At 69.7% G+C, this 13,526-nt stretch carries 11 protein-coding genes and 1 pseudogene; 1 reads left to right on the top strand and 11 read right to left on the bottom strand.

The genetic code is table 11. The features are described 5' to 3' along the window. Positions 1-69: 69 nt before the first annotated feature. From truD to AAG688_RS05790, 8 genes are all read right to left on the bottom strand, one after another. Positions 70-1,158 (bottom strand): tRNA pseudouridine(13) synthase TruD, encoded by a 1,089-nt coding sequence (truD, locus tag AAG688_RS05825; RefSeq protein WP_411834417.1) that lies wholly within the window; start codon positions 1,156-1,158, stop codon positions 70-72. Next, positions 1,155-1,655: a 2-C-methyl-D-erythritol 2,4-cyclodiphosphate synthase gene (gene ispF, locus AAG688_RS05820; RefSeq protein WP_411834416.1), complete on the bottom strand. Its 501-nt coding sequence runs from the start codon at positions 1,653-1,655 to the stop codon at positions 1,155-1,157. The genes truD and ispF overlap by 4 nt, the downstream gene beginning before the upstream one ends. 113 nt (positions 1,656-1,768) lie before the next feature. Continuing rightward, positions 1,769-2,485 (bottom strand): 2-C-methyl-D-erythritol 4-phosphate cytidylyltransferase, encoded by a 717-nt coding sequence (gene ispD, locus AAG688_RS05815; protein ID WP_411834415.1) that lies wholly within the window; start codon positions 2,483-2,485, stop codon positions 1,769-1,771. Then, entirely contained in the window at positions 2,485-2,817 is a 333-nt protein-coding gene (ftsB, locus tag AAG688_RS05810; protein WP_411834414.1) for a cell division protein FtsB, read from the bottom strand. Before ftsB ends, ispD begins: the two co-directional genes overlap by 1 nt. A gap of 3 nt (positions 2,818-2,820) precedes the next feature. Beyond that, positions 2,821-4,113, bottom strand: coding sequence for a phosphopyruvate hydratase (gene eno, locus AAG688_RS05805; RefSeq protein ID WP_411834413.1), 1,293 nt, complete (start codon positions 4,111-4,113; stop codon positions 2,821-2,823). Between the two features lie 214 nt (positions 4,114-4,327). Next, positions 4,328-5,167, bottom strand: coding sequence for a 3-deoxy-8-phosphooctulonate synthase (gene kdsA / locus AAG688_RS05800; protein ID WP_411834411.1), 840 nt, complete (start codon positions 5,165-5,167; stop codon positions 4,328-4,330). Between the two features lie 110 nt (positions 5,168-5,277). Then, positions 5,278-6,939 carry a CTP synthase gene (locus AAG688_RS05795; RefSeq protein ID WP_411834409.1) on the bottom strand — a complete coding sequence of 554 codons (1,662 nt, stop codon included), beginning with the start codon at positions 6,937-6,939 and terminating at the stop codon, positions 5,278-5,280. A 125-nt stretch (positions 6,940-7,064) separates the two neighbouring features. Next, positions 7,065-7,349: a hypothetical protein gene (locus tag AAG688_RS05790; RefSeq protein ID WP_411834408.1), complete on the bottom strand. Its 285-nt coding sequence runs from the start codon at positions 7,347-7,349 to the stop codon at positions 7,065-7,067. 269 nt (positions 7,350-7,618) lie between these two features. Between AAG688_RS05790 and parE the strand changes: the two genes are divergently transcribed. Continuing rightward, positions 7,619-9,508 (top strand): DNA topoisomerase IV subunit B, encoded by a 1,890-nt coding sequence (gene parE, locus AAG688_RS05785; protein WP_411834407.1) that lies wholly within the window; start codon positions 7,619-7,621, stop codon positions 9,506-9,508. Positions 9,509-9,673: 165 nt separating this feature from the next. Here parE and mdtD read toward each other — a convergent pair whose 3' ends face one another. The 3 genes and pseudogenes from mdtD to gorA form a co-directional block, all read right to left on the bottom strand. Next, positions 9,674-11,092: a multidrug transporter subunit MdtD gene (gene mdtD / locus AAG688_RS05780; protein ID WP_411834406.1), complete on the bottom strand. Its 1,419-nt coding sequence runs from the start codon at positions 11,090-11,092 to the stop codon at positions 9,674-9,676. An 81-nt stretch (positions 11,093-11,173) separates the two neighbouring features. Next, positions 11,174-11,950, bottom strand: coding sequence for an N-formylglutamate deformylase (hutG, locus tag AAG688_RS05775; protein ID WP_411834405.1), 777 nt, complete (start codon positions 11,948-11,950; stop codon positions 11,174-11,176). 115 nt (positions 11,951-12,065) lie between these two features. Continuing rightward, positions 12,066-13,416, bottom strand: a pseudogene (gene gorA / locus AAG688_RS05770) (glutathione-disulfide reductase). Positions 13,417-13,526: the final 110 nt, after the last annotated feature.

Raw genomic sequence — 13,526 nt, 5'->3', positions numbered from 1 at the left:
GCGACGCACCACGCGCCACGGTCTCGCCCATCCGCTTATACGCCGCCCGGATGCGGCTTCCAGTGCACGTCAGGCACTTTCCGACGAGCGGTGCGGACGGCCGGATGCATCATCGACATCGCCCAGTTCCTGCAACAGCGCGGTCGCGTAGCTGCCCGGCCCCAGCGCGAAGGAAAGCACCAGCGTCGCCGGTTCGCGCCACTCCCAGCGCAGTCCGCCGGCCACCAGCCGCAACGCGCGGCGCTCCTGCTTGAGGCCGGCGCGCTCCAGTCCTTCGCGCAGGGCCTGCGACTGCGCATCGGCCAGAGCGGCCGTTTCCAGCGCCGCCGCCGCGCCCTGCGCGCGCAACGGGCCAAGCCCCCACAGCGGACCGCTGGGATGGATATCGAACGCCGCCAGCCGCGCCGCCAGCGTTTCGTTCCAGGGCTCGGGGCCGAACACGCTGCGGCTGCCCTCCAGCGTCCACACTTCGCCCTCGCAACCGCGGTTCCAGCTGCCGTCGCCGATGCGCGCGGCCAGCACCCGGTTGAACAGCGCCGAGCGCGCCGCCGACAGCAGCAACGAACGCTCCTCGCGGCGCATCCGCCGGGGCGGCCGCGCGGCCGCCCCGCCCTGCTCGCTCGCGAACATCGCCAGCGCCGCGGCGACGTTGCCGCCATCGTGGCCGAAGCGCTGCTCGCCGAACCAGTTGGGCAGGCCCTGCGCGGCGATGTCGCGCAGGCGCCGTTCGATCGCCTCGCGATCGCCCTGGACCTCGCGCAGCAGCAGGGTGAAGCGATTGCCCGCCAGCGCGCCGCGCGGCAGCTTGCGGTTGTGCCAGGCCGCGGCGATCACGCGCAGGTCCCCGCTCTCCAGCGCGGCGGTATCGGGCGCGATGCGACGCGGCAGGTGCACGCTGAACCACTGCCGGGTCACTGCGTGGCGATCCTTCAGGCCGGCGTAGCTGACCGCGTGTTCCGGCAGACCGGCCCAGGCGGCGATCCGGCGCGCGGCGAAGGCGGTGTTCATGCCGCGCTTCTCCACCGTCAGCAGCAGGTGCTCGCCCTCGCCGGTCGGCTCGAACAGCGGGATCTCCTCGACGCGGAAATCCTCCGGCACGCTGCGGATGGCCGCGCGCAGCACCGCTTCGCCATAGGCGCGCGGCAGCACCGCCGTCATGCGCGCACCAGCAGCGCCACCGCCTGCGCGGCGATGCCCTCGCCGCGGCCGGTGAAGCCGAGCTTCTCGCTGGTGGTGGCCTTGACGCTGATCGCATCGACGTCGATGCCCAGATCGTCGGCGATGGCCTGGCACATCGCCTGCGCATGCGGGCCGACCTTGGGCCGTTCGCAGATCACGGTGACGTCGCAATTGCCCACGCGCCAGCCGCGTTCGCGGATCAGCGCGTCGCAGTGGCGCAGGAAGCTGCGGCTGTCGGCGTCCTTCCATTGCGGATCCGACGGCGGGAAATGCCGGCCGATGTCGCCCAGCGCCAGCGCGCCGAGCATCGCGTCGCACAGCGCATGGAGGACCACGTCGCCGTCGCTGTGCGCCAGCACGCCGCAATCGTGCGGCACGCGCACGCCGCCGAGCATGACGTGGTCGCCCGCGCCGAAGGCGTGCACGTCGAAGCCCTGGCCGATGCGGATGAGGGGAGGCGTCTGTGAGGTCGGCATGGCGTCAATGCGGGAATCGGGAATGGGGAAGAGGGAGTCGGGAATGGATGCTGGCGGACACGCGCGCCGGATGCATCAAGGAAGCGGCGATGGAATCGGGAGGCGGAGGAATTTCACTCCCCGCTTGTTCCCCGTTCGCGCTGCTTGCGCTCCAGCTCGAACTCGAACCGCGCCAGATCCGCCGGCGTGGTGATCTTGAAGTTGTCCTCGGCGCCCTCGATCAGCAGCGGGCGCAGGCCCAGCCGCTCCATCGCCATCGCCTCGTCGGTGACCTCCACGCCCTGCCCGGCGGCGGCGGCCAGCGCACGCGACAGTTGCAGGCGGCGGAACATCTGCGGGGTGAACGCGCGCCACAGCCGCTCGCGCGGCTCGGTGGCGTCGATGCCGCCGTCGTCGCCGGCGCGCTTGAGGGTGTCGCGCACCGGCGCGGCGAGGATCGCGCCGACCGGATCGGCGCCGCCGCGCTCGATCAGCTGCGACAAATCGTGCAGCGACAGGTTGGGCCGCGCCGCGTCGTGCACCAGCACGAAGTCGTCGGCGCGCACCGACTCGGGCAGCGCCTCCAGGCCGGCCAGCACCGACGCCGCGCGGGTGGCGCCGCCGGCGCAGGTCAGCAGCGGACGGCCCGCGTATTCGTCCCAGCCGGGCCAGTCGGGGTCGCCGGGCGAAAGCGCGACCACCACCCCGGCCACGGCCGGATGCGCGTACAGCGCCTCCAGCGTCCAGGCGATCAGCGGGCGACCGCCGGCCGGCAGGTACTGCTTGGGCAGCGCGGCGCCGAAACGGGTGCCGCGGCCGGCGGCGGGCATCACCACCCACAAGGCCGGCATCAGTCGCGCTCCCCGCTTTCCTCGACGTCCACCGGCGCGGGCACGGGCGGCGCATCGTCGACGATGCGGTAGAACTTCTCGCCCGGCCGGATCATGCCCAACTCGCTGCGCGCGCGCTCCTCCACCGCCGCCTCGCCCGACTTCAGGTCCTCGACCTCGGCGGCCAGCGCGTCGTTGCGCTGCTGCAGGCCGTCGTTCTCGCGCTTCTGCACGGCGACCTGGCTTTCCAGCGCCAGCACCTCGCCCGAACTGGCCGGGCCGAACCAGAACCGGTACTGCAACCATCCCAGCAGCAGTACCAGCACCAGCAGCAGCCAGCGCATGCCGCGCACCGCTTACCGCTTCAGCGAGACGAACGCGTCGCGGCCGGCGTAGCGCGCGGCCGCGCCCAGCGCTTCCTCGATGCGCAGCAGCTGGTTGTACTTGGCCACGCGATCGCTGCGGCACAGCGAGCCGGTCTTGATCTGGGTGGCGGTGGTGGCCACGGCGATGTCGGCGATGGTGGTGTCCTCGGTCTCGCCCGAGCGGTGCGAGACGATCGCCGCGTACCCGGCCTTGTCGGCCATCGCGATGGCTTCCAGCGTCTCGGTCAGCGTGCCGATCTGGTTGACCTTGATCAGGATGGCGTTGGCGGTGCCGCTGTCGATGCCTTCCTTCAGGATCTTCGGGTTGGTGACGAACAGGTCGTCGCCGACCAGCTGCACCTTGCCACCGATGCGATCGGTCAGCAGCTTCCAGCCGGCCCAGTCGTCCTCGGCCAGGCCGTCCTCGATGGTGACGATCGGGTACTGCGCGGTCCAGTCGGCGAGGAAATCGACGAACTGCTCGGAGGTCAGCCGCTTGTTCTCGCCGACCAGGTGGTACTTGCCGTTGTCGAAGAACTCGCTGGAAGCCACGTCCAGGCCCAGCAGCACGTCCTCGCCGGCGGTGTAGCCGGCCTTGCCGATGGCTTCGAGTATCGTGTCCAGCGCCTCGACGTTGCTGCGGAAATCCGGGGCGAAGCCGCCTTCGTCGCCGACCGCCGTGCTCAGGCCGTGGCCCTTCAGCACCGACTTCAGCGCATGGAAGATCTCGGTGCCTGCGCGCAGCGACTCGGCGAACGAGTCGAAGCCGACCGGCAGCACCATGAATTCCTGGAAGTCGACGTTGTTGTCGGCGTGCGCGCCGCCGTTGATGATGTTCATCATCGGCACCGGCAGCGACGGCGTGGCGCCGGTCTTGCCGGCCAGGTACTGCCACAGCGCCTGCTTCCTCGATGCGGCCACGGCGTGGGCGGCCGCCATCGATAAGCCGAGCAGCGCGTTGGCGCCCAGGCGGCCCTTGTTCTCGGTGCCGTCGAGATCGATCAGGCGGCGATCCAGTCCTTCCTGGTCGGCCGCGTCGAAACCCTGCAGGGCGGTGGCGATCGCGCCGTTGACGTTGGCCACCGCGTTGCGCACGCCCTTGCCCAGATAGCGGGTCTTGTCGCCGTCGCGCAGTTCCACCGCCTCCTTGGTACCGGTGGAGGCGCCGGACGGCACCATCGCGCGGCCGAACGAACCGTCGGCCAGCGTGACTTCGGCTTCGAGGGTGGGATTGCCGCGGCTGTCGAGGATTTCGCGGGCGTGGATCTTGGCGATCTGGGTCATGTCGGTGGGTGGTCGCGTTCCAGGGGAGAAAAGGGTCGGCCTGCGCAGGCCTCGACCCGCAGGCGGCCGGCCTGCAGGCCATTCACGAAAGGCCGATTGTAGGGGCGTCGGCATCCCGGCGCACGCCGGGGACGGTTGCCGATGCAACGACGCCGCGCCCCGCCGGGACGCGATGCTCGAACCGGCCGGCCCGTGCGCAGGAACCGCGCCGGCGTCAGCGGGCGAATTCGCTCTCGGCGAAGCCGTGCTTCTTGGTCACCGCATCCAGCGCCAGCAGCGTCTCCAGCAGCGCCTCCATCCGGTCCAGCGGCCAAGCGTTGGGGCCATCGGACAAGGCCTTGGACGGATCCGGGTGGGTCTCGGCGAACAGGCCGGCCACGCCCACGGCGACCGCCGCGCGCGCCAGCACCGGCACGAACTCGCGCTGGCCGCCGGAACTGCTGCCCTGCCCGCCCGGCAGCTGCACCGAATGGGTGGCGTCGAACACCACCGGGCAGCCGGTGTCGCGCATCACCGCCAGCGAGCGCATGTCGCTGACCAGGTTGTTGTAGCCGAAGCTGGCTCCGCGCTCGCAGACCATGATGTCGTGGTTGCCGGTGGACCTGGCCTTCTCGACCACGGGCTTCATGTCCCACGGCGACAGGAACTGGCCCTTCTTGATGTTGACCGGCTTGCCGGCCGCGCAGACCTTCCTGATGAAATCGGTCTGCCGCACCAGGAACGCCGGCGTCTGCAGCACGTCCACCACCGCGGCCACCTCGTCCATCGGCGTGTACTCGTGCACGTCGGTCAGCACCGGCACGCCGACCTGCTGCTTCACCGCGTCGAGCACCTTCAGGCCTTCCTCCATGCCGGGGCCGCGGAAGCTGGTGCCGGAGGTGCGGTTGGCCTTGTCGAAGCTGGACTTGAAGATGAAGTTCATGCCCAGCCTGCCGGTGATTTCCTTCAACCGGCCGGCGACGTCGATCTGCAACTGCATCGACTCGATCACGCAGGGACCGGCGATCAGGAACAGGGGCTGGTCCAGGCCGACTTCGAATCCGCAGAGTTTCATTGGGGTTCTCGCTTCATTGATAGGCTTAGGAGTGAGCGGAGAGGAGTGAGGAGGGAAGAGTGAGAAAAGCGCTCTCGCTCACTCCTCACTCCTCTCCGCTCACTCCTGCCTCACGCCCGCGCTTCCTTCAACAACTTGCCCCCCGCCTTGTGCTCGCGCACGGCTCGGACGAAGCCGACGAACAGCGGATGGCCGTCGCGCGGGGTGGACAGGAATTCCGGGTGCGCCTGGCAGGCCAGGAACCACGGGTGCACCGTGCGCGGCAGTTCCACCATCTCCACCAGCAGGTCGTCCATCGACTTGGCCGAGATGACCAGGCCGGCGTCCTCCAGTTGGGTGCGGTAGCGGTTGTTGAACTCGTAGCGGTGGCGGTGGCGCTCGGCGACCACGTCCTTGCCGTACAGCTCGCGCGCCAGCGTGCCGGGCTTGATGCGCGCCTCCTGCAGGCCCAGGCGCATCGTGCCGCCCAGGTCGGAGCGCTCGTCGCGCTTCTCGACCTCGCCGGCGGCGGTGCGCCACTCGGTGATGAGGCCAATCACCGGATGCGGCGACTGCTTGTCGTTCTCGGTGCTGTTGGCGCCTTCCAGGCCGGCGACGTGGCGCGCGTAGTCCACCACCGCCGCCTGCATGCCGTAGCAGATGCCGAAGTACGGCACGCCATGCTCGCGGGCGTATTTCGAGGTGAGCACCTTGCCCTCGAAGCCGCGATCGCCGAAGCCGCCGGGCACCAGGATGCCGTCCACGCCTTCCAGCGCGGCCATGCCGTCGGCTTCCAGTTCCTGCGCCTCCAGCCAGCGCAGGTTGACGCGGGTACGCTGGCGCAGGCCGCCGTGCTTGAGCGCCTCGCCGACCGACTTGTAGGCGTCCTGGTGATCGACGTACTTGCCGACCACCGCGATGGTGACCTCGTCGACCGGGTTGACGGTGGCATCCACCGCCGCTTCCCACTCGGACAGGTCGGCCGGCTTCTGCGGCTCCAGCCGCAGCTGGTGCAGCACGATGTCGTCCAGGCCCTGGTCGTGCAGGCCCAGCGGGATCTTGTACAGCACGTCCACGTCGGGGACGCTGATCACCGCGCGCTCGGAGACGTTGGTGAACAGCGAGATCTTGCGCCGCTCCGAATCCGGGATGACCTGCTCGGAGCGGCACAGCAGCACGTCCGGCTGGATGCCGATCGAGCGCAGTTCCTTGACCGAGTGCTGGGTCGGCTTGGTCTTCAGCTCGCCGGCCGCGGCCACGTACGGCACCAGGGTCAGGTGCATGAACAGCGCCTTCTCGGCGCCGCGCTCGGTGCGGATCTGGCGGATCGCCTCCAGGAACGGCAGCGACTCGATGTCGCCGACGGTGCCGCCGATCTCCACCAGCGCCACGTCGAAGCCCTCGGTGGCCTCGTCGATGCAGCGGCGGATCTCGTCGGTGATGTGCGGGATTACCTGCACGGTGGCGCCGAGGTAGTCGCCGCGGCGCTCCTTGCGGATCACGTTCTCGTAGATGCGGCCGGTGGTGACGGAATTCTTGCGGCTCAGGCGCGTGCGCACGAAGCGCTCGTAGTGGCCCAGGTCCAGGTCGGTCTCGGCGCCGTCGTCGGTGACGTAGACCTCGCCGTGCTGGAACGGGCTCATCGTGCCCGGATCGACGTTGATGTAGGGGTCCAGCTTCATCATCGTGACCTTCAGGCCACGCGCTTCGAGGATGGACGCAAGCGAAGCGGCGGCGATGCCCTTGCCTAGCGAGGACACTACGCCGCCGGTAACGAAAATCAGGGGAGTCATGGGCGGGGCTCCGGAAAGCCATAGTCTACCGGCTGGGCCGGTTTTCTAAAAGCGAATGCCCCGCCGGAGCGGGGCAATGCGGACGCCGCGCCGGCCCCGGCGCGGCATGGTCGGACGTTGCCGGATCAGGGCTTGCGCTTGGTTTCTTCCTCTTCCTCGCGCTGGCCGGCCTGGGCGCCGCCCTGCTTCTCCTTGGCCTTGGCGCGGGCGGCGGCGTTGGCCTCGTTGGCCGCGCGGCGCCTGGCCTTCTGCTCCTCCTCGGACAGCGCCTGGTCCTGCGCCTCGCCGGACTTCCGGTCCTGCTGGCCCTGGCCTTGCCCCTGGGTCTGGGCGGCCTGCGCCAGCGCGTGCGAGGCGGCGAAGACGCCGGCGATGGCGGCGGCGGCAAGCAGTATCGTGCGCGGCTTCATCTGCATTCTCCTGTCGGTCATGACCACCAGATGGGGACGGCGACGGCCGGACCCAAGCTGACGTGCCGGACTCTAGCCGGCGCCGGCACAGCCGCCACTGAACGTGCAAAAACCCTGGCCAGGCCGCAAACTTGCGCGCCCGCGTCCCCGGAACGCGCCGATGTCGTCGGCGATGCGTGCCAGTCACGCGATTCCGGCCTTTTCCTCCGGGCCCATCGGGCCCGCAGGCCATGCCGACACTCCACCAGACCGCAAAGAAACGCCACCGCATGAGCAGCCGCTACAACGCCGCCGATATCGAAGTCCTCTCCGGCCTGGACCCGGTCAAGCGCCGGCCGGGCATGTACACCGACACCAGCCGTCCCAACCACCTCGCGCAGGAAGTCGTCGACAACGCCGTGGACGAGGCGCTGGCCGGGCATGCCCGCGAGATCGAGGTGACGCTGTTCAAGGACGGCAGCTGCGAGGTGTCCGACGACGGCCGCGGCATGCCGGTGGACATCCACCCGGAAGAGAAGATTCCCGGCGTCGAGCTGATCCTCACGCGGCTGCACGCCGGCGGCAAGTTCAGCAACAAGAACTACACCTTCAGCGGCGGCCTGCACGGCGTCGGCGTGTCGGTGGTCAACGCACTGTCGACGCTGGTCGAGGTGCACATCAAGCGCGAGGGCAGCGAGCACCGCATCACCTTCCGCGACGGCGACCGCGCCACGCCGCTGGAAGTGGTCGGCACGGTCGGCAGGAAGAACACCGGCACCCGCGTGCGCTTCTGGCCGGATCCGAAGTACTTCGACACGCCGAAGTTCAACCTGCGCGCGCTGCGCCACCTGCTGCGCGCCAAGGCGGTGCTGTGCCCGGGCCTGACCGTCACCCTGCTGGACGAAGCCACCGGCGAGCGCGACCGCTGGCATTACGAGGACGGCCTGCGCGACTACCTCAAGGGCGAGCTAGCCGAACGCGAGCTGTTGCCGCCGGAGCTGTTCGTCGGCTCGCTGAAGAAGGACACCGAGGTGGTGGACTGGGCGGTGGCCTGGATCGCAGAGGGCGAGCTGGTGCAGGAAAGCTACGTCAACCTGATCCCCACCGCCCAGCACGGCACCCACGTCAACGGCCTGCGCAGCGGCCTGACCGACGCGCTGCGCGAGTTCTGCGACTTCCGCAACCTGCTGCCGCGCGGCGTGAAGCTGGCGCCGGAGGACGTGTGGGATCGCGTCGCCTTCGTGCTGTCGCTGAAGATGACCGACCCGCAGTTCAGCGGCCAGACCAAGGAGCGCCTGTCCTCGCGCCAGGCCGCCGGCTTCATCGAGGGCGCCGCGCACGATGCTTTCTCGCTCTGGCTCAACCAGCACGTCGACCTCGGCGAGAGGATCGCGCAGATCGCGATCGAGCGCGCCAGCGCGCGGCTGAAGACCGAGAAGCAGATCGTCCGCAAGAAGGTCACCCAGGGCCCCGCCCTGCCCGGCAAGCTGGCCGACTGCATCAGCCAGGATCTCTCGCGCACCGAACTGTTCCTGGTCGAGGGCGACTCGGCAGGCGGCAGCGCCAAGCAGGCGCGCGACAAGGATTTCCAGGCCATCCTTCCGCTGCGCGGCAAGATCCTCAACACCTGGGAAGTGGCTTCCGGCAGCGTGCTCGGCTCGCAGGAAGTGCACGACCTGGCCGTGGCGATCGGCTGCGATCCCGGCAAGGACGACATCACCGGCCTGCGCTACGGCAAGGTCATCATCCTGGCCGACGCCGACTCCGACGGCCTGCACATCGCCACCCTGCTGAGCGCGCTGTTCCTGCGCCACTTCCCGGCGCTGGTCGATGCCGGCCACGTGTTCGTGGCGATGCCGCCGCTGTTCCGCGTCGACGTGGGCAAGCAGGTGTTCTACGCGCTGGACGAGGAGGAGAAGCGCCTGCTGCTGGACAAGATCGCGCGCGAGAAGATCAAGGGCCAGGTCAACGTCACCCGCTTCAAGGGACTGGGCGAGATGAACGCCTCGCAGCTGCGCGAGTCGGCCATCCATCCCGATACGCGCCGGCTGGTGCAGCTGACGGTGGACGACGGCGATCAGACCCGCTCGCTGATGGACATGCTGCTGGCAAAGAAGCGCGCCGGAGATCGCAAGGCGTGGCTGGAGACCAAGGGCGATCTGGCTTCGCTGGAGGTCTGAACCTCCCGTTTCGATTCACTTTCGTCGTCCCCGCGAAGGCGGGGACCCAGTGTCTTTGCTCTTGTTCCAAGGCTTGAAGTCGCTGGATGACCAGCCAGTCGGCTGTTAAAAAGCACTTCCCGCCTTCGCGGGGATGACGTTTCGGTTTCTTCGGCATAGCGATGCCTATCCCGGATCCGCCCGCTTGACCGCCGCCTCCGGCACCCGGTGCATGTCGCGCACCTGGGCGAAGATGAAGGCCGAGGCCATCGTCATCGCGCCCAGGCAGACGAAGCTCCAACGGAACGCGCGCAGGGTGTCGGCGCCCGCGCCCGCGTGCTCGCCGAACACGCCCAGCAGGCCGCCGGCCACCGCCACGCCCATGCTGATCGCCAGCATCATCACCATCGAAAGCAGGCTGTTGCCGCTGCTGGCCTGCTCGTTGTCCAGATCGCGCAGCACCAGGGTGTTCATCGCGGTGAACTGCAACGAGTTGACCGCGCCGAAGGCGGCGAACTGGACGATGTGCAGCCACAGCGGCTGGCCCGACCGCACCAGCGCGAAGCTCGCCATCGCCAGCCCCACCAGCACGGTGTTGCCGACCAGCACGCGGCGGTAGCCCCAGCGCTGCACCAGCGGCACCACGATGCGCTTGGACGACATGCCGGCCAGCGCCATCGGGATCATCATCATGCCGGCGCGCATCGGCGAATGCCCCAGCCCGACCTGCAGCAGCAGCGGGATCAGGAACGGCATGCCGCCGCTGCCCAGCCGCGAGAACAGGTTGCCCAGCAGGCCGACGCTGTAGCTGTGCACGCGGAACAGCGCCAGCGGGAACAGCGGCCGCTCGCTGCGCGCGGCGTGCAGCCAGTACGCGACCAGCCCGGCCAGGCCGAACACCAGCAGCACCACCAGCGCGGCGCGGCGCGAATCGCGGTCGGTCAGGCCGTCCAGCGACAGCGAGACGGCGACCATGCCGAACGCCAGCAGGCCGTAGCCGATCAGATCGAAGCGCGGCACCGGCATGCGCAGGTCCGGCATCCAGCGCATCGCCGCCAGCGTGCCGATCGCGCCCAGCGGCAGGTTGATCAGGAAGATCCAGTGCCACGACGCCACCTCGACCAGCCATCCGCCCAGCGTCGGCCCGACCAGCGGGCCGATCAGCCCGGGCACGGTGACGAAGCTCATCGCGGCGAGGAAGTCCTTGCGCGGCACCGCGCGCAGCACCGCCAGCCGTCCCACCGGCAGCAGCATCGCACCGCCCATGCCCTGCAGCACGCGCGCGAGCACCAGTTGGGTGAGGTTCTGCGACAGCGCGCAGGCCAGCGATCCCAATGTGAACAGCACGATGGCGGCGACGAAGATCCGGCGCGTGCCGAGCCGGTCCGACAGCCAGCCCGAGGCCGGGATCAGCATCGCCACGGTCAGCGCGTAGGCCACCACCACCGCCTGCATGCGCAGCGGCGACTGCTCCAGGTCGCGCGCCATCGCCGGCAGCGCGGTGTTGACGATGGTGGTGTCCAGCATCTGCATGAACACCGCCGCGGCGACCAGCCACAGCAGCGGGCGCAGCGACGCGGCGGATTCGGGCAGGCGGCCGTTCATCGGGCCATGATCGCCGCGGCGACGTGCAGGTATCGTGTCGCCGCCCTCATCCGGTCGCGGCGCCCGTCATCGGGGCATCCTTCACGCCAGCGTCGCCTCCAGCAGGCGGCGGATCAGCGCCTGCACGCCGGCCGCGCGCGCGGGCTGGTATTCGAAGCTGCGCTCGTCCATGTAGGTGATCTGCGCCAATTCCAGTTGCACCGCGTCCACGCCGGTTTCCGGCGAGGCGTAGTGGCGGGTGATGTAGCCGCCCTTGAAGCGGCCGTTGACGACGAAGCTGTAGTCCGCCTGAGATTCGAGCACCTGCGCCAGCCGTGCCTGCAGCGCCGGCGAGCAGCTCGCCCCGCCGGCGGTGCCGAGGTTGAAGTCGGGCAGCCGGCCCTCGAACAGGTACGGCGCATGGCTGACGATGGAATGGCCTTCCCACAATACCGCGCGCCCGTGCTCGCCGCGCAGGCGCTCCAGCTCGGCCGACAGCGCGTCGTGGTAGGGCTGCCAGTAGCGCGCCAGCCGCTGCGCGATCTCCGCCGCGTCCGGCGCCTGGCCGTCAAGGTAGACCGGCTCGCCGCTGAACTGCACGGTCGGGCACAGGCCGGTGGTGTTCTGCCCCGGATACAGCGACTGGTCGTCGGCCGGGCGGTTGAGGTCGATGACGTAGCGCGAGTAATTCGGCGCCAGTATCGAGGCGCCCAGTTCGCGCGCGAAGGCGTACAGCGTGGATACGTGCCAGTCGGTGTCGGGCACGCGGCGCGCGCTGTCGGTCAGGCGCGCGGCGATGTCGTCCGGCACGCGGGTGCCGTCGTGCGGCAGGCTGATCAGCAGCGGCGCGGTGCCGCGATGGAGTTCGTGGATGTCCATGCCGCGATTCTAAGCCCGCGTCCATAAACTTTCCCTGTGGGAGCGACGTCAGTCGCGATGGGGCTTTCCCGATGGCCCGTCGCGACTGACGTCGCTCCCACAGGGTTCGTAAAGGTCAGCGCAGCAGCACGATTTCCTCGGCGGAGGTGGGGTGGATGGCCACGGTGTCCTCGAGATCGCGGCGGGTGATGCCGCGCCGGATCGCCACCGCGAAGCCCTGCAGGATCTCGTCCACGCCCTCGCCCAGCAGGAGCAGGCCGACCACCTTCTCCTCCTCGCCCACGCAGACCAGCTTGAACAGGCTGCGCTGCGGCGAATCGGCCAGCGCGTGCAGCATCGGCCGGAACTGCGCGGTGAACACCCGCACCGCATCGCCGTGGCGCTCGCGCGCCTGCTGTTCGCCCAGCCCGATCGTGCCCAGCGGCGGATGCGAGAACACCACCGTCGCGATGGACTCGTAGTCCAGCTTCGCCTCCGGCCGGCCGCCGAACAGCCGGTCCATCAGCCGCCGCGCCGCGGCGATCGCCACCGGGGTCAGTTGCGGATGCGGGGTGAGATCGCCGACCGCGTGGATGCCTTCGACGTTGGTGTCCTGGAAGGCGTCGACGCACACGCGGCCTTGTTCGTCGGTGGCCACGCCACAGCTTTCCAGCCCGATGCGCTCGCTGTTGGGACGGCGGCCGGTGGCGAAGAACAGCCGCTCGAACCCCTCGCCGGCCACGCCATCTTCGCTGCGCAGCCGCAGCGTGCCGTCGGCCAGCCGCTCCACCGCCGCGAGCCGATAGTCGAAATGGTGGCGGATGCCGTGCTGGCGGCCGTTGTCGGCCAGCGCACCGGCCAGATCGCGATCGAAACCGGACAGCAGGCGCGGCCCGCGCACGAACAGTTCGACCTGGCTGCCGAGCGCCTGCAGCACGCCGGCCAGTTCGACCGCGATGTAGCCGCCGCCGACGATGGCCACGCTGCGCGGGGCTTCGGTCAGGGCGAAGAAATCATCCGAGGTGCCGCCATATCCGGCGCCGGCTGACGTCCGGACGCTGCGGACGGCCTCCCGTGGCCAGCAGCACGTGCGGCGCGGCCAGGCGCGCGCCGTTTTCCGCCTGCACGATGCCGGCGCCGTCCAGCGCACCGCAGCATGGCATCCAGACGATGCCGGCCTCGTCCAGCCGCTTGCGGTAGCTGGCGTGGATGCCGGCGATGTAGCGCTGGCGGTGGATGATGAATTCCTGCCAGTCCAGCCGCGGCGGCGGCAGCGCGAAGCCGAGTTCGCGCGCCATGTCGATGCGCTGCGACAGCTCGGCCGCCAGCCACATCGCCTTCTTCGGCACGCAGCCGAGGTTGACGCAGGTACCGCCCAGCCCGCCCGGCTCCAGCAGCGCCACCCGCGCGCCGTGCGACGCCGCGCGGAACGCACCGGCCAGTCCGCCGGAGCCGCCGCCGAGCACGATCAGGTCGAAGTCCTGCATGCGTCCTTCCGGAAGTGACGAAGCCACCATACAACCACACCCGTGGGGAAGCGGGTGAGAAGGCTCTTGTAGAGCGGAGCTTGCTCCGCTGCTTTCACGCGCCCACCGGA

Source organism: Pseudoxanthomonas mexicana (assembly GCF_046736355.1).
GTDB lineage: Bacteria > Pseudomonadota > Gammaproteobacteria > Xanthomonadales > Xanthomonadaceae > Pseudoxanthomonas_A > Pseudoxanthomonas_A mexicana_B.
This window is presented reverse-complemented; position numbering and strand designations above follow the sequence as displayed.